The sequence below is a fragment of the Selenomonas sp. oral taxon 126 genome, assembly GCF_001683335.1.
Taxonomy (GTDB): domain Bacteria; phylum Bacillota; class Negativicutes; order Selenomonadales; family Selenomonadaceae; genus Centipeda.
Window position 1 is genome coordinate 1,390,662 of record NZ_CP016201.1, and the last position, 14,148, is coordinate 1,404,809.

Annotated in this window: 17 protein-coding genes and 3 tRNA genes; 16 read left to right on the forward strand and 4 right to left on the reverse strand. The window is 58.3% G+C overall.

From position 1 onward, the window contains the following. The 10 genes from AXF19_RS15265 to lptB form a co-directional block, all read left to right on the forward strand. A partial coding sequence (locus AXF19_RS15265) for an ATP-binding cassette domain-containing protein (RefSeq protein ID WP_237141719.1) occupies window positions 1–333 on the forward strand: 333 nt, incomplete at its 5' end. Window positions 334–335: 2 nt separating this feature from the next. Beyond that, a complete protein-coding gene (gene lpxK, locus AXF19_RS06175; RefSeq protein ID WP_066846485.1) occupies window positions 336–2,849 on the forward strand; it encodes a tetraacyldisaccharide 4'-kinase in 2,514 nt (837 codons plus the stop codon). Between the two features lie 400 nt (window positions 2,850–3,249). Beyond that, window positions 3,250–3,984 carry a 3-deoxy-manno-octulosonate cytidylyltransferase gene (gene kdsB / locus AXF19_RS06180; RefSeq protein ID WP_066846487.1) on the forward strand — a complete coding sequence of 245 codons (735 nt, stop codon included), beginning with the start codon at window positions 3,250–3,252 and terminating at the stop codon, window positions 3,982–3,984. 89 nt (window positions 3,985–4,073) lie between these two features. Further along, window positions 4,074–4,901 (forward strand): 3-deoxy-8-phosphooctulonate synthase, encoded by an 828-nt coding sequence (gene kdsA, locus AXF19_RS06185; protein WP_066846492.1) that lies wholly within the window; start codon window positions 4,074–4,076, stop codon window positions 4,899–4,901. Window positions 4,902–4,910: 9 nt separating this feature from the next. Next, a complete protein-coding gene (locus AXF19_RS06190; protein WP_066846495.1) occupies window positions 4,911–5,888 on the forward strand; it encodes a KpsF/GutQ family sugar-phosphate isomerase in 978 nt (325 codons plus the stop codon). Further along, window positions 5,888–6,445 (forward strand): KdsC family phosphatase, encoded by a 558-nt coding sequence (locus AXF19_RS06195; RefSeq protein ID WP_066846498.1) that lies wholly within the window; start codon window positions 5,888–5,890, stop codon window positions 6,443–6,445. Before AXF19_RS06190 ends, AXF19_RS06195 begins: the two co-directional genes overlap by 1 nt. 20 nt (window positions 6,446–6,465) lie before the next feature. Then, window positions 6,466–7,380: a lysophospholipid acyltransferase family protein gene (locus tag AXF19_RS06200; RefSeq protein ID WP_066846500.1), complete on the forward strand. Its 915-nt coding sequence runs from the start codon at window positions 6,466–6,468 to the stop codon at window positions 7,378–7,380. Further along, window positions 7,380–7,925: an LPS export ABC transporter periplasmic protein LptC gene (gene lptC, locus AXF19_RS06205; RefSeq protein WP_066846503.1), complete on the forward strand. Its 546-nt coding sequence runs from the start codon at window positions 7,380–7,382 to the stop codon at window positions 7,923–7,925. Before AXF19_RS06200 ends, lptC (AXF19_RS06205) begins: the two co-directional genes overlap by 1 nt. After that, window positions 7,922–8,617, forward strand: coding sequence for an LPS export ABC transporter periplasmic protein LptC (lptC, locus tag AXF19_RS06210; RefSeq protein ID WP_066846506.1), 696 nt, complete (start codon window positions 7,922–7,924; stop codon window positions 8,615–8,617). Before lptC (AXF19_RS06205) ends, lptC (AXF19_RS06210) begins: the two co-directional genes overlap by 4 nt. A gap of 12 nt (window positions 8,618–8,629) precedes the next feature. Then, a complete protein-coding gene (gene lptB, locus AXF19_RS06215) occupies window positions 8,630–9,349 on the forward strand; it encodes an LPS export ABC transporter ATP-binding protein (RefSeq protein ID WP_066846509.1) in 720 nt (239 codons plus the stop codon). A gap of 60 nt (window positions 9,350–9,409) precedes the next feature. Here lptB and AXF19_RS06220 read toward each other — a convergent pair whose 3' ends face one another. The 4 genes from AXF19_RS06220 to AXF19_RS06235 all read right to left on the reverse strand — a co-directional run bounded on the left by AXF19_RS06220 (window position 9,410) and on the right by AXF19_RS06235 (window position 11,019). Beyond that, window positions 9,410–9,991, reverse strand: coding sequence for a flavodoxin family protein (locus tag AXF19_RS06220; protein ID WP_066846512.1), 582 nt, complete (start codon window positions 9,989–9,991; stop codon window positions 9,410–9,412). Between the two features lie 85 nt (window positions 9,992–10,076). Beyond that, a complete protein-coding gene (locus AXF19_RS06225; RefSeq protein ID WP_066846515.1) occupies window positions 10,077–10,370 on the reverse strand; it encodes a DUF2442 domain-containing protein in 294 nt (97 codons plus the stop codon). Window positions 10,371–10,380: 10 nt separating this feature from the next. Beyond that, window positions 10,381–10,647: a DUF4160 domain-containing protein gene (locus AXF19_RS06230; RefSeq protein ID WP_066846518.1), complete on the reverse strand. Its 267-nt coding sequence runs from the start codon at window positions 10,645–10,647 to the stop codon at window positions 10,381–10,383. Window positions 10,648–10,689: 42 nt separating this feature from the next. After that, window positions 10,690–11,019 (reverse strand): hypothetical protein, encoded by a 330-nt coding sequence (locus AXF19_RS06235; RefSeq protein WP_066846520.1) that lies wholly within the window; start codon window positions 11,017–11,019, stop codon window positions 10,690–10,692. 175 nt (window positions 11,020–11,194) lie between these two features. Here AXF19_RS06235 and AXF19_RS06240 point away from each other — a divergent pair, with 175 nt between their 5' ends. The 6 genes from AXF19_RS06240 (at window position 11,195) to AXF19_RS06265 (ending at window position 14,130) form a co-directional block, all read left to right on the forward strand. Further along, entirely contained in the window at window positions 11,195–12,913 is a 1,719-nt protein-coding gene (locus tag AXF19_RS06240; RefSeq protein ID WP_066846522.1) for a methyl-accepting chemotaxis protein, read from the forward strand. Window positions 12,914–13,006: 93 nt separating this feature from the next. Beyond that, entirely contained in the window at window positions 13,007–13,297 is a 291-nt protein-coding gene (locus AXF19_RS06245; protein ID WP_066846524.1) for a nucleotidyltransferase family protein, read from the forward strand. Then, window positions 13,287–13,721 carry a HepT-like ribonuclease domain-containing protein gene (locus tag AXF19_RS06250; protein WP_066846526.1) on the forward strand — a complete coding sequence of 145 codons (435 nt, stop codon included), beginning with the start codon at window positions 13,287–13,289 and terminating at the stop codon, window positions 13,719–13,721. Before AXF19_RS06245 ends, AXF19_RS06250 begins: the two co-directional genes overlap by 11 nt. A 61-nt stretch (window positions 13,722–13,782) precedes the next feature. After that, window positions 13,783–13,857, forward strand: a tRNA-Gly gene (locus tag AXF19_RS06255). A gap of 4 nt (window positions 13,858–13,861) precedes the next feature. Continuing rightward, a tRNA-Gly gene (locus tag AXF19_RS06260) sits at window positions 13,862–13,936 on the forward strand. A gap of 117 nt (window positions 13,937–14,053) precedes the next feature. Further along, window positions 14,054–14,130: transfer RNA gene (locus AXF19_RS06265), tRNA-Ile, on the forward strand. Window positions 14,131–14,148 lie beyond the last annotated feature (18 nt).

Sequence of the window (14,148 nt, forward strand, 5' to 3'; positions counted from 1 at the left end):
ATCGGAGAGCGCGGCGTGAGCATCTCGGGCGGACAGCGTCAGCGCGTAGCGATTGCACGCGCGATTCTGAAAGACCCGCGCATCCTCATCCTCGATGAAGCGACCTCCGCGCTCGACACGGAGAGTGAGAAGATCGTACAGGCGGCGCTTGATAACCTCATGGTCGGTCGCACGAGCTTTGTCATTGCGCATCGTCTCTCGACGGTCTTTCATGCCGACCGTATCTATGTGATCGACAACGGGCGCATTGTGGAGCAGGGGACGCATGAGGAACTGCTCCGAGAGGGCGGGCTCTATCAGCATCTCTATGACATTCAGTTTCGGGGAGAGTGAGCATGAGATTTCTCTACAATCTAGCGGCAATCCTCATCGTCACCATCATCATACCGATCTTCATGCTGCGCGCCACGCGGGAGCGCGGCTTTGTCGAGCGCATTAAGCAGAGCTTTGGCTTCTACCCGAAGGAGACGATTGAGAAGGTCACAGGGAAAAATGCAATCTGGGTGCATGCGGCATCCGTCGGTGAGATTGTGGCGACGAGCCCGCTCATACGCGAATTTCGCAAGGCGTTCCCGAACAGCCCCATCCTCGTCTCGGTCGTCACAACGGGTGGCTATGAGATGGCGCACCGCATCATCAAGGACGCGGACGCCATCATCTATTTCCCGCTCGACCTGCCCTTCCTCGCTGCGCGCGTCGTGGGGCGCATCCGTCCGCGCGTATTCCTGCCCGTGGAGACGGAGCTCTGGCCGAACTTCCTGAAGAAGGCAAAGCAGCTCGACGTACCCGTCATGATGGTCAACGGGCGCATCAGTGACCGCAGTGTGAAGCAGTACAAGTACCTGATGGGAATGCTGCGTGAGATGATCGGGACTGTGAAATGCTTCGCCATGCAGTCGAGCATCGATGCGGATTACATCATGCGCCTCGGTGCGCCGCGCGAGCTGGTCACGGTGACGGGCAACACGAAATTCGATCAGGCGTATACGAGCGTCAGCCCCGAGGAACGGGCGGCGCTCATCAAGGAACTGGGGCTCACAGGCGCGAGCCATATCATGATCGCGGGCTCGACGCACCGCGGCGAGGAGGAGCTCGTGCTGGCGGCGTTCACCGCTGTGCGTGCCGAAGATCCAAATGTGCGGCTCATCATTGCGCCGCGCGAGGTGCTGCGCACGATGGAGGTCGAACACCTCTGCCGCAAGGCGGGCTTCACCGTCAATACGCGCAAGAATCTCCAAAAGGGCGCAGAGGGCGGCGAGGACATTGTGATCCTCGATACGGTCGGCGAGCTCGGGCGCGTCTATGGGCTGGGCGATGTCATCTACATCGGCGGCAGCCTCATCCCGCACGGCGGGCACAACATCCTCGAGCCCGCGGCGCACGGCAAGGCGATCATCGTCGGCAATCAGATGTTCAACTTCAAGGACATCCATGCACTTTTCCGCAACCGCAACGCCGTCGTGACGGTTACGAACGGCGCGGAGCTGACGCGCGAGACCCTGCGTCTCTTTGGTGACGCCGCCGAGCGCGAGCGGCTCGAGCGCGAGACGCTTGCGATCATCAACGAGAACAAGGGCGCGTCGGCAAAGTCGGCACAGATCCTCGTGGATCTGCTTGCGGCGTATGAGGCACGCCGTGCACTGCGCGCGCAGGAACGCATCAGCAATCATCGCGTGCGCGCGACGCAGAAGGTCGCAAACTTCCAGACCTACTTTATCGACCTCGTCCATGACAAGGAGGTGCGCGGCATCTCGCGCAGGCTCATCATGGGCGTCTTCTATGCATTCTCGCTCATCTATGAGCAGCTGGTGAATCTGAAGCTCACAATGTACCGCTGGGGCTGGGTCAAGAAGGAGCAGCTTCCCTGCTTCGTCATCAGCCTCGGCAACGTCACGGTCGGCGGCACGGGCAAGACGCCGACGGCACAGCATCTCGCGCGTGCGATTGACGCGATGGGATACCGTGTCGTCATTCTGAATCGCGGATACCGTGCAAAGTGGCGCGGCGAGGTCGGCATTGTCTCCGACGGGCGCACGCTGAAGATGGACGCGGAGACGGCGGGTGATGAGGCGTTTATGCTTGCCAAACATCTGCCCAACGTGCCTGTGCTCATTGGGCCGCAGCGTGCCGTCACGGGACGCTATGCCATCGAGCATTTCGGCGCGGAGGTGGCGATCCTCGACGACGGGTATCAGCATTGGCAGCTTGCGCGCGATATGGACATCCTGCTCGTGGATGCGGTGAACGTCTTCGGCAACGGGTATCTCCTGCCGCGCGGAACACTGCGCGAACCGCTCTCGCATATCGACCGCGCCGATGTCTGCCTCATGACGAAGGTCGACCAGGCGGCACCGGGTGCGATCACGCATATCTGGGAGACGTTCCGCAGCTACAATCAGGACGGCATCATCCTCGAGAGCATCCATCAGCCCCGCCAGTTTGTGCGGCTCTCGGACTGGTATGAGGACATCGCGGCGGGCGGCGTGCCTGTCACGGAGATGGAGGGGAAGAAGGTGCTCGCGGTCTCCGCGATCGGCAATCCCGCCTCGTTCGAGCAGACGCTTGCCGACCTCGGCGTCGAAATGGTGGAGAGCATGCGCTATCCCGATCACCACGACTACGGCGAGCGCGATATGGCGGAGGTGCTGTATCGCGCGGAGACGCTCGGCGTCGAGGCGATTGTCATCACCGAGAAGGACGCGGTGAAGGTGCCGGCGGACGTCGTGCGTGCGAAGTGGCGCGTCCCCATCTATGTGATCTCCGTTGAGGTCACGTTCCAGAAGGGGCGCGAGGAGTTCTTCCGCAGACTCGAAAAGCAGCTTGCAGCGAAACTCAGACCGGTGTCTTGAGGTGTTATCCAAAGGAAGCTGCTCTCGGAGCGCCCCTTTCGTCACGCCTGCGGCGTGCCACTTCCCCCGTTGCGACGGGGGAAGCTAATATGCCGTAATGCAAAGCCTCCCCCGTTGCTGACCTGTCCAAGAAGCAAGTCCGAAAGGACGCAGCTGATTGGGCAACAGGTCGTATGGGAAAACGTCCCAAGAACACAAGCGTTAGCGAAGTGTGATTGGATGACGTTGACCGCTCGACACGGGGGAGGGGGATCGCGTAAGCGGTGGTAGGGGCGCTTTGAGCGTCTGGACAGGAAAAACAAAGGGCTGTGTGCGAGGCGCTCCTCTGTGTCTTGCGTTCTAAGCAAAATCTTTCTATGGAATTCACAGATCCATGCCTATGCATTATAGAGGTGATCGCATGAAGGTTCTCTGCATTATTCCCGCGCGCTACGCATCCACGCGTCTGCCGGGCAAGCCCCTGCGCGACATTGCGGGTAAGCCCATGATCGTGCGCGTCTATGAGCGCGCCGTGCGGGCGCGGCTCGTGCAGGATGTCGTCGTTGCAACGGACGACGAGCGCATCCTCGCTGCCGTCGAGGAGCACGGTGGACGCGCCGTCATGACGCGCGCCGACCATGCGACGGGGACGGACCGACTCGCCGAGGTCGCGGAGAAAATGATGGACTATGACCTCATCATCAACGTGCAGGGCGACGAACCACTCATCGACCCCGCCGTGATCGACGCGCTCGTCGAGCCGTTTCTCGCGGACGAGTGCCTGCCGATGGCGACGGCAAAGACCCTGCTCACGGACGAGGAGGAGATGGCGAACCCGAACAACGTCAAGGTCATCACCGACCAACGCGGCAACGCGCTCTACTTCTCCCGTGCGTGCATTCCCTACGCGCGCAATCCGGGCGCAAAGGTATACAAGCACATCGGCATCTACGCCTATCGCCGCGACTTCCTGCTTGCGTATGCGCGCATGGCGCAGACCCCACTCGAACTCTCCGAGTCCCTCGAGCAGCTGCGCGCGCTCGAGAACGGACACACAATCCGCGTCATTGAGACGGACGCCGTCTTTATCGGCGTCGATACCGAGGAGGATCTTGCAGCTGTCAATGAAGTTTACTGCAGAGAAGGCATTTATTGACCTCTGCGCGCGAAAACTTTATAATAAGTGTAAATTCCGTGTGTGTTCATGCGGGTGACAGTATATGATTGTTGAAAGGAGCCATGAAGATGAACAAAGTGAAGCTGGCGAATTTTGAGATCGGCGGAGGTGAGCCGCTGGTGCTCCTCGCGGGACCCTGTGTCCTCGAAGGACTCGAGCGCTCGCTCATGATCGGACGCGGCATCAAGGAGATCGCGGATCGTCTTGGCATTCCCTACGTATTCAAGGCATCCTTTGACAAGGCGAACCGCTCTGCCTACCATAGCTTCCGCGGCCCCGGGCTCGAGGAGGGCGTGAAGATCCTCGGTACGATCCGTGCGGAGCTCGGCGTGCCCGTCGTCACCGACATTCACGAGACTTGTCAGGCGGAGCCCGTCGCAAAGGTTGCGGACATCCTGCAGATTCCTGCATTCCTCTCGCGGCAGACCGACCTTCTCCATGCGGCGGCACAGACGGGCGCCATCGTCAACGTGAAGAAGGGGCAGTTCCTCTCGCCGAACGATATGCGCAACGTCGTCGACAAGATCCACGAGAGCGGCAGTGACCGCATCCTCCTCACGGAGCGCGGCGAGAGCTTCGGCTACAACAACCTCGTCGTCGATATGCGCTCCTTCCCCATCATGCGCAGCTTCGGCTATCCCGTCATCTTCGACGGGACGCACAGCGTGCAGCTGCCGGGCGGCGCGGGCACGAGCTCGGGCGGACAGCGCGAGTATGTCGAGTACCTTGTGCGCGCAGCTGTCGGCGCGGGCGTCGACGGACTCTTCCTCGAGGTGCATGACAACCCGCCCGAGGCACTGTCGGACGGGGCGAACATGGTCTATCTCGACAAACTCGAAGACCTCCTGAAGGATGCCCTCGCCATCTACGAGATTGTACGCAAAAAGCTGAAATAGGAGAGACATATGGCACAGAGCATTCGCGAAAAGGCAATCGAGACGATTCAGCTTGAGGCGCAGGCAGTCGCGCAGCTCGCGGAGCGGATCGACGCGGACTTCGAGGCGGCGGTGCGCGCGATTTTGGACTGTAAGGCGCGCGTTGTCGTCACGGGCATGGGCAAATCCGGGCACGTCGGGCGCAAGATTGCGGCGACCCTTGCGAGCACGGGCACGCCGTCCTTCTTCATGCACCCCGCCGAGGCGTTTCACGGCGACCTCGGCATGGTGACGGCGGACGACATCGTTATCGCCATCTCGAACAGCGGCGAGTCGAACGAGGTCGTAAATATCCTCTCGATCATCCACCGCATCGGCGCGCGGATTGTCGCCATGTGCGGCAGGCGCAAATCCCAGCTCGGACGCAGCGCGGACTTCTACATCGACATCGGCGTCGAGCGCGAGGCGTGCCCTCTGGGACTCGCACCGACCAGCTCCACGACAGCGACGCTCGCAATGGGCGATGCGATTGCAATGGCGCTCATGGAGGCGCGTGACTTCAAGAAGGAGGACTATGCACTCTTCCACCCGGGCGGCGCACTCGGGCGCAAGCTGCTCCTCACGGTTGCAAACGTCATGCACACGGGTGAGGAGAAACCAGTCGTTTCCTATCACACGACGGCAAAGGATGCACTCTTTGTCATGACGGACAAGGGGCTCGGCGCTGTGTCCGTGGTTGACGCGGACGGCAAATTCATCGGACTCGTCACGGACGGCATCATCCGCCGCGCGCTTGCGAAGGACTACAACTTCCTCGACAAGGATGTGGAGAGCATCATGTTTGCCACGCCGCTCACGATTGCGCCCGATAAGATGGCGGCGGCGGCGCTCTCCGTCATGGAGAAGCATCAGCCGCGTCCCGTCACCGTCCTGCCCGTCGTCGATGCGGCGGGCGTACCCGTCGGCATCGTCCATCTGACCGACCTCCTGCGGCAGGGGGTCGTCTGATGCCAATTCGGGAGAATGCGATTGCGCGTGCAAAGCAAATCAAATGCGTGATCCTCGACGTGGACGGCGTGCTCACGGACGGGGGCATCTACGTCGCGCCCGACGGGAGTGAGCTCTACAAGCCCTTCTTTGCGCGAGACGGACTCGCCATTACACTGGCGCACAAGGTGGGCATTGTGCCCGCTATCATCACGGGGCGCGCCTCGTCCATTGTGGAGAATCGCGCGCGTGAGCTGCACATCGAGCTTGTCTATCAAGGCAAGCTCGACAAGCGCGATGCCTATGCGGACATCAAGGCGAAGACGGGACTGAGCGACGAGGAGATTGCCTATATTGGCGACGACATTGTCGATCTCCCCATCATGCGCATGGTCGGGCTGCCGTGTGCCGTGGGCGACGCCGTGCCCGAGGTGAAGGAGGTCGCGCAGATCATTGCGTCGGCTTCGGGCGGACGCGGTGCTGTGCGCGAAATTTACGAGATCATCCTAAAGACACAGGGGCTTTGGGATCGTGTGCTCACCGTATTTCAGACGGACAGCGATGGCGCTGCTCAGTAGCGCAGAGAGGAGGTGCGGCAGTGCTCTATAATACGCTCATGTTTCTCAGCTGGCTTGCGTGCCGTACGCCGCGCCCCCTCCTGCTCGGTGCGGGCTGGGTGCTCGGCAATCTTTACTATCTCCTGATTCCGAAGATGCGCCGCCGCTCTGTGGAGCATATGATGCCTGCGCTCGGCATTGACGAGCGGGAGGCAAAGCGGCTCGTGCGCGCCTCCTTTATCAATATGGCGCGCAATGTCCTCGACATCCTCGCGATGCCCATGCTGAACGAGAAGAATCTCAACGACTACATCGAGATCGACCATCTCGAGCGCATGCAGGAGGCACTTGCCGAGGGGCACGGTGTCGTCGTGCTCACGGGTCATGTCGGCTGCTGGGAGTGGCTCTCGGCGGCGTTCACACTGAACGGCATCCCCGTCAGCGCGATTGCAAAGCCGCAGCCGAACATCCAGTACACGCGTGTGCTCGACGATCTGCGCGCGACCATCCACGTCGAGATCTTCTCGCGCGGTACGAGCGAGCTGATCGCGGCGGCGCGTGCGCTGAAGCGCGGGCGGTTGCTCGGCTTTCTCGCCGATCAGGACGGCGGCCCCGGCGGCGCGTTTATCGAGTTCCTTGGGCGCACGGCGTCGACGCCGCTCGGCCCTGCGGTCTTTTCGCGCAAGTTCAAATCGCCCGTCGTGCCCGCATTTATCCTGCGTCAGCCGAATGGAAAGCACAAGGTCATCGTTGGCGAGATCATGCGCTGCCCAAATACGGGGGACAGCGACCGCGACCTCCACGAATTCACCGTGCAGATGACGGTAATCGTCGAGCGCATCATCCGCGAGAATCCGACGCAGTGGATCTGGTTTCAGAAGCGTTGGAACACCCCGCCCGAGGAGCAGAAGACGGGCAAGCATCACGTATCGGCAGCAGCGAAGGAGGGGGATTGATGGCGCAGAGCAAATGGCTCTATGGCGGCGGTGCCGCCCTCCTCGCCGGACTCATCGTGTGGGCGATTACAAGCGTGCCCGAGATTCCGGAGCAGACGGATGAACCGCAGGGTTCCCGCATTATGTCCTATGCGGACAATACGCTCAGCGAGGAACGCGACGGGCGTACCGTCTGGGAGATGACCGCTTCGCAGGTGAATGTCGACATCGATACCAACGATACGAGCATGGTGCAGATCGATGGGACATTCTACACGGAGGACGGGCGCAGCCTCACGCTCAAGGCGGCGGAGGGGCGCATGGACAGCAAGACCCACGATATTGTGGTCACGGGCAGCATCGAGGCACAGACAAGTGACGGCGCGAGCCTGCGTGCAAAGGAGCTGCGGTGGACGGCGGCAGAGGGCAGTCTCAGCGCCGAGGGGGATGCCGTTCTCGTACGCGATGATATTCGTGCGACGGGCGACCGCATTGTGAGCACGGACGGCTTTCAGAAATTCAGCGTGATTGGCAACGCTCGTATAGAAAAAGGTGGGGCGAAATGACGAAGAAGAAACTCTATCGGGGCATCCTCGTGCTGCTTGCGGCGGGGGCACTCTCCGCGGCGGCATCGGCAGCACAGCAGGGCACGGAGCCGACGAATCTCTCGGCGGACAGCCTCACCTATGACACGCAGACGGGACTCATCACAGCGGAGACGAATGTTCGTATGGAGGAGGGGACGGGCTGGGTCACAGGCGCGCGTGCAACGTATAATACCAAGACCGAGGAGGGCACGGTCGAGGGCGGTGTCCGCGCCGTGCGCGACGATATGGACCTCTCCTGTGAGCGGCTTTCGGGCGTTGGACAGGATCATTGGCAGGCGTCGGGCAGCGTCCACATGACGAAGGCGGGGCGCACGTTCACGGGGGCAGAGGTCGACTACTACCCCTCTCAGAACGACTATGTCCTCGCCTCATCCGGCGGAACGATCACGAGTGCCGATGGCACGCTCACGGCAGATCGCCTTGAGGGCTGGATGAAGGAAAATCGCTTTGTCGGCACGGGGAGCGCACACATCATTAGCCCGCCGCGCGATCTCGAGGGCGGCGGCGACCGCATGGAGTATTTTGGCAGCGTGGACAGACCCTACGTCGTGCTCGATGGGAATGCGTGGGTATTTCAAGGCAACAACATGGCGCACAGCAATCATATGACCGTCTATCTTTCGGACGACGGCAATGCCGTGACCGAGTGAGGGGGCTTGAACGTGCATCTCGAATCCCGCAACCTCGTCAAGAAATTCGGCAGCCGCACCGTCGTTGACCGCATCTCCGTCCGCATCGACAAGGGCGAGATCGTGGGGCTCCTAGGCCCCAACGGCGCGGGCAAGACGACGACGTTCTACATGATCGTCGGACTCGAAAAGCCCACGCACGGCGATGTCTATCTCTCTGACATCTGCATCACGGACTATCCCATGTATCGGCGTGCGGAGCTGGGCATCAGCTATCTCACGCAGGAGCCGTCCATATTCCGCAAGCTCACCGTTACGGAGAACATCGCCGCAATTCTTGAGACGACGAAGCTCTCGAAGGCGGAGCAGAAGCACAAGCTCGACGGACTCCTCGAGGAGTTCCACATCGGGCACGTCCGCGACCGTCGCGGCACGGAGCTCTCGGGCGGCGAGCGCCGTCGCGTCGAGATCGCGCGCTGCCTTGCGCTTGAGCCGCAGTTCATCCTGCTCGATGAGCCGTTCGCGGGCGTCGACCCGCTCGCCGTTGCCGATATACAGGAGATCATCGAGTACCTGCGCCAGCGCGGCATGGGCATCCTGATCACCGACCACAACGTCCGCGAGACCCTCCACATCGTCGACCGCGTCTACCTCCTCAGCGAGGGCAAACTCCTCCTCGAGGGGGACAGCAAGACGATTGCCGAGAGCCCCATCGCGCGCAAGTTCTATCTTGGAGAGAATTTCAGCCTTTGAACGCAAAAAAAGCCGATCTATTGCAGGTCGGCTTTTCTATTGGAGAGATACAATCGCGCTTTACTTGATAAAATTTGTCTTATGGTAATCAGGGGGATTCGGCGCGTCGATTCCCGCAGCTTTGCCGGCTGCGATACATTTCAGCATCCATGCCATATTCTTGCCGAGCTGCCTCATGATGCCGACGCCCTCTTCGTCTTTCATGACATCCTCGGGCGTGTAGCCGTGCACCATCGGCCAGTAGCTTGAGGAGACGATCGGCATTTCGTTGATTGCAGGATACTTTGCGAGTACATCCAATGTGGCAGTCGTTCCGGCGCGCCGCGCAGATGCAACAATCGCTGCGGGTTTGCAGCGCATCTTGTCGCGGTGACTCCCGAATAAATGGTCGAGAACGAGCTTGATCTCTCCTGTGAGCGAAGCGTAGTACACGGGTGATCCAAAGACGAAGCCGTCTGCTTCGTCACATTTTTCTCCCAAGGATTTTATGAGTGCATCCAGATTCCCGTTTACAGCATCCCTGCCGACGAAGACAATTTCAGCGTCAATGCCTTCCTCTTTGAGGCTGTCCCCTATGATGGAGAGTGCCGTGTAGGTGCAGCAGTGCTCTCTGCGGCTGCCGTTGATCATCAATACTTTCATGATATGCCTCCTTTTGTTTGGCTTGTCCTATAAAAATGCAGCTCGTCTCTCGATGGAGATAAGCCGCGTTTGTATGCCTGATGATTCATAGAGCAAGGCTGTCATAGGTGTAGCTGTGCTCGTAGACAAATTCGGGTGCAATATCGATTTCCCCATTGTTCCATGTGATTACGCCATGAAAGAGTACGGGATGTCGGAATATCTCGTCATTGGCAAGTGGTTCGAACGCCGCACCTTTTAGCAGCGTTGTGTCAAATAGACGCTTTTCACCTGTCGAAAAGGTGACGAGCATCATGCCACCACCCAGGGGCTTTGCCTCGACTATCTTTATATCGTCCTGCAGTTCTCCTGCGTAGCATACATCGTCTTTGATATACATGGATTACACCTCATTTCATCGGTGGAATTTTATCAAAATGTTCTCCTTGCACAGCCGAATTCCATGCTCTATATGCTTCGAATTCGTGAAATGCGAGCCAGCCGGTAATAATTTTTAGCTGCTTTCGAGGAAGAGAACCCGCCAATAGCTCGCCGTCGATACCGATGACTGCCTCATGTTCGCCATAATAAACATGAACATGTGGTTTATGATGTTGACCGGTATCTCGAAAGAGCATATATATGACCATTCCGGCAAAACGACTTAGTTCCGGCATAAGCTCACCCCTCTTTTGAATTCAGAATAACATAATTCGTCGTCAGGCGAAGAAACGGCGGTATGCGTCGATGAGGAAGAGTGCGCCTGCCATGCCGATGGTGACGAAACTCGCGCGCGTGACAATCGTCATCTGCATCTCGGAGAGACGATTGCCCGCGTGACGGCGTGCGTAGGTGAGTCCGAGCGAGAGCGTCAGCAGAATATACATGATGAGCGTCAGCGCATCCAGATTTTCCCACGCCGCAATGATGACCATGACAGTGAACGCCATAAGGATGAGGAGCAGATAATCCTTGCCCGGGGGCGGCGCTGCCTTTGGCTTTTCAGGCGGTGTGATTTTCTGTTGCAGCTTTTTTAACATCTTTGCCATTGTTGTCCGTCCTTTTGTTTATTTATTGTAGCAACAGCGTAAGTATAACACAGAAAAAATTTTGCTGCCATATGGTTTTTTGAAAGGCTGAGTGTTATAATCAAAATATTCTAAGGGAAGTTTCATTTAGGGGAACGAAGGGAACTCTTTTTTGGTTTTTGGAGGGATCAGAGAAATGTCGGTAGCAAAGAAAATCGTATTGAGTGTCGGCTTTTTGGTCGTCATGTTCGGAGCTTACGGATTCTACGCGAATCAGTCGAGCAGTGTGCTCAACAACAACACGGTCAGCGTGTTCAGCTGGGCACATGTCCTCAATGTGGGCGGTCAGGTGCAGGCACTTACGGCGGATGGTCGCGAGTACGAACTTATGCGCATTACGGCTCCGAATGAGGCGGAACGCGCACGTGCGGCGGGACTGATCTCCGAGCTCACGCCACAGCTGAACAAGGCATATGATGAGTATGAGAAGGCAATTCAGGAGGCGCCGTTCCAAAACGAGGCAGATCGTACGCAGAAGCTTGCGCGTCTTGACAAGCTCAAGCAGGAGCGCAAAAACTATGCCGACGCTCGTCAGCGTGCGACGGAGCTCCTCAATGCAGGCAATCAGGCGGGCGCTGTCCGGCTGGCGTTTAGCGAGCAGGCGGATGTCTACAAGCGCATGACGGACATCATCGAGGAGGACAAGGCGGACAGCGTGCGTCTTGCACGCGCGGAGATGGCGCACAGTGAGGAGGTTTTCACCGGCGTCCGGCTCATTACCATCATCTCCTTGATCGTGGTTGTTATTCTGTCGATCATCACGCTTGTCCTGCTCCTGAAGAATATCAAAAACTCTGTGGATACGATTCTTGACGGTGCGCGGCATATCGCGAGCGGGGATCTCCGCTCGAAGATCATGCTCGACGGCGATGATGAGTTTGCGCACATTGCGCATCAGTTCAACACGATGGTTGAGAGTATGCAGAAGATGATCCGCAAGATCAAGGCAACGGCGACGGATGTCGCGGGCTCCTCCGAGGAGCTCACGGCGAACGCGAACCAGTCGGCGCAGGTGACGCAGAATGTCGCGCAGTCCATCACCGAGGTCGCCGAGGCAGCGGAGAAGCAGCTGCAGATCATCGATACGAGCCGCATGACCGTGCAGGAGTTCCAGCGCGGCCTCGAGGAGGCAATCACGAACCAACGCCGAGCACGTGAGCAGACGCAAGCGACGGCGGAGAAGGCGGCAGAGGGCAATGCCTTCGTGCAGACGACGGTCGAGCAGATGAATTCGATCGCGACGACGGTACAGCAGACGGGCGAGATTGTCAGCAAGCTCGGCGAGCGCTCGAAGGAGATCGGCAACATCGTCGAGATCATCTCGAGCATCTCGGGACAGACGAACCTTCTCGCGCTCAATGCCGCGATAGAGGCGGCGCGTGCGGGCGAGCATGGGCGCGGCTTCGCGGTTGTTGCCGAGGAGGTGCGAAAGCTCGCAGAGGAGTCACAGAACGCCTCCCAGCAGATCTCCGAGCTCATCCGCAGCATTCAGGAGGAGACGGACCGTGCGGTCGCCTCGATGGCCGAGGGACTGCGCGAGGCGGAGACGGGCAAGGAGAACGTTACTGCAACGGGTGAAACCTTCTCGCTCATTCTGAGCATGGTCGAGGATGTCAAGACGGCATCGCTTGCGGTCAGCAAGCGTGTCCTCGAACTGCGCGAGAATATGAACTCGATCATCGAGGGCATGGGGGCTGTGGATACCTCGGCAAAGGGCATCGGCAGCGAGTCGCAGAACGTCTCTGCTGCGACCGAGGAGCAGGCAGCGGGCATGGAGGAGATCGCCTCCTCTAGCCGCAGCCTCGCCGACATGGCAACGGACTTGCAGTCCGAGACGGATAAGTTCAAGGTGTAATTGGTCAGGGAGTCCGTGGTTGAAGTAGTTCTTCATCGCGGGCTCTTTTTATTTGTGCGAAAATATGTCATAATAGAGAAGAGGTGAGCAGGCATGTATACAGTTGATCGTATTCAAGAAAAAATTACACCTGTCTGCCGTCGCTATGACATTGACAAGGTGTTTCTCTTCGGCTCTTATGCGCGTGGAGAGGCGAACGAGCAGAGTGACATCGACTTTCGCGTGGATCTCGGTCAAAAACTCAAGGGACTGGCAGTTGCCGGTTTTTATGCGGATATGGAGGAAGCACTCGGGCAGAAAATTGATATCATGACGACACGGCAACTGCCGGAGGAGTTCTTGCGAAGCATACGGCAGGAAGAGGTTCAGATTTATGGTGATTAGGGACAAGGATTTGCAGCGTGTCTATCATGTCCTGCTTTACTGTGCACGCATTCGGATGACCGTGCGGGACATTGGGGATTATGTAGCCTTTATCACTTCCGAGAATTTTGTGCAGCGAGATGCCTGCTGTTTTTACTTGCTGCAGATCGGTGAACTCGTGCGGACGTTATCGGATTCGTTCAAAGATGCGCATGATGATATCCCATGGAAACAGATCCGTGGTCTTCGCAACATGGTCGCGCACAATTATGGACATGTTGATTTTGAAATCATATGGAGCATCGTACAGGATGACATTCCTGTGCTCTTTGAGAAATTACATGCCATTTTGAATGAATCCGTTCCCGCATTTGAAAAATCCTTTTGTGATGAACTGCGTCAGGAATACCCAATGTGGGATGACAATGCAAAAAATACTCCTTGACAGAAAGCCCTTCTCTTGCTACAATATCTCTTGTTGATTGACAGAGATGTCAGTGACGGATGCGGAAGTAGCTCAGTGGTAGAGCACCACCTTGCCAAGGTGGGGGTCGCGAGTTCGAGCCTCGTTTTCCGCTCCATTTTGCGGAAGTAGCTCAGTGGTAGAGCACCACCTTGCCAAGGTGGGGGTCGCGAGTTCGAGCCTCGTTTTCCGCTCCATCGCTTATCACACCTGCGCTCTGCGCAGGTTTTTTTGAAGAAGCGGGAGGATTGCCGACTGCATGAATCTGCGCTTCATCCACAGGTGAGAGCCTTGCGTGCTCTCCACTTTGTTTGGGGCCTATAGCTCAGTTGGTTAGAGCAACCGGCTCATAACCGGTCGGTCCTTGGTTCAAGTCCAAGTGGGCCCACCAATCGAAATGAGAGCATCA

Coding starts and splice junctions, on each gene's coding strand:
- lpxK (WP_066846485.1), top strand. CDS start 336: ATGAGATTTCTCTACAATCTAGCGGCAATCCTCATCGTCACCATCATC.
- lptC (WP_066846503.1), top strand. CDS start 7,380: ATGGCGCAGAGCAAATGGCTCTATGGCGGCGGTGCCGCCCTCCTCGCC.
- AXF19_RS06240 (WP_066846522.1), top strand. CDS start 11,195: ATGTCGGTAGCAAAGAAAATCGTATTGAGTGTCGGCTTTTTGGTCGTC.
- kdsA (WP_066846492.1), top strand. CDS start 4,074: ATGAACAAAGTGAAGCTGGCGAATTTTGAGATCGGCGGAGGTGAGCCG.
- AXF19_RS06230 (WP_066846518.1), bottom strand. CDS start 10,647: ATGCCGGAACTAAGTCGTTTTGCCGGAATGGTCATATATATGCTCTTT.
- AXF19_RS06195 (WP_066846498.1), top strand. CDS start 5,888: ATGCCAATTCGGGAGAATGCGATTGCGCGTGCAAAGCAAATCAAATGC.
- kdsB (WP_066846487.1), top strand. CDS start 3,250: ATGAAGGTTCTCTGCATTATTCCCGCGCGCTACGCATCCACGCGTCTG.
- AXF19_RS06225 (WP_066846515.1), bottom strand. CDS start 10,370: ATGTATATCAAAGACGATGTATGCTACGCAGGAGAACTGCAGGACGAT.
- AXF19_RS06245 (WP_066846524.1), top strand. CDS start 13,007: ATGTATACAGTTGATCGTATTCAAGAAAAAATTACACCTGTCTGCCGT.
- AXF19_RS06190 (WP_066846495.1), top strand. CDS start 4,911: ATGGCACAGAGCATTCGCGAAAAGGCAATCGAGACGATTCAGCTTGAG.
- AXF19_RS06235 (WP_066846520.1), bottom strand. CDS start 11,019: ATGGCAAAGATGTTAAAAAAGCTGCAACAGAAAATCACACCGCCTGAA.
- AXF19_RS06250 (WP_066846526.1), top strand. CDS start 13,287: ATGGTGATTAGGGACAAGGATTTGCAGCGTGTCTATCATGTCCTGCTT.
- AXF19_RS06220 (WP_066846512.1), bottom strand. CDS start 9,991: ATGAAAGTATTGATGATCAACGGCAGCCGCAGAGAGCACTGCTGCACC.
- lptC (WP_066846506.1), top strand. CDS start 7,922: ATGACGAAGAAGAAACTCTATCGGGGCATCCTCGTGCTGCTTGCGGCG.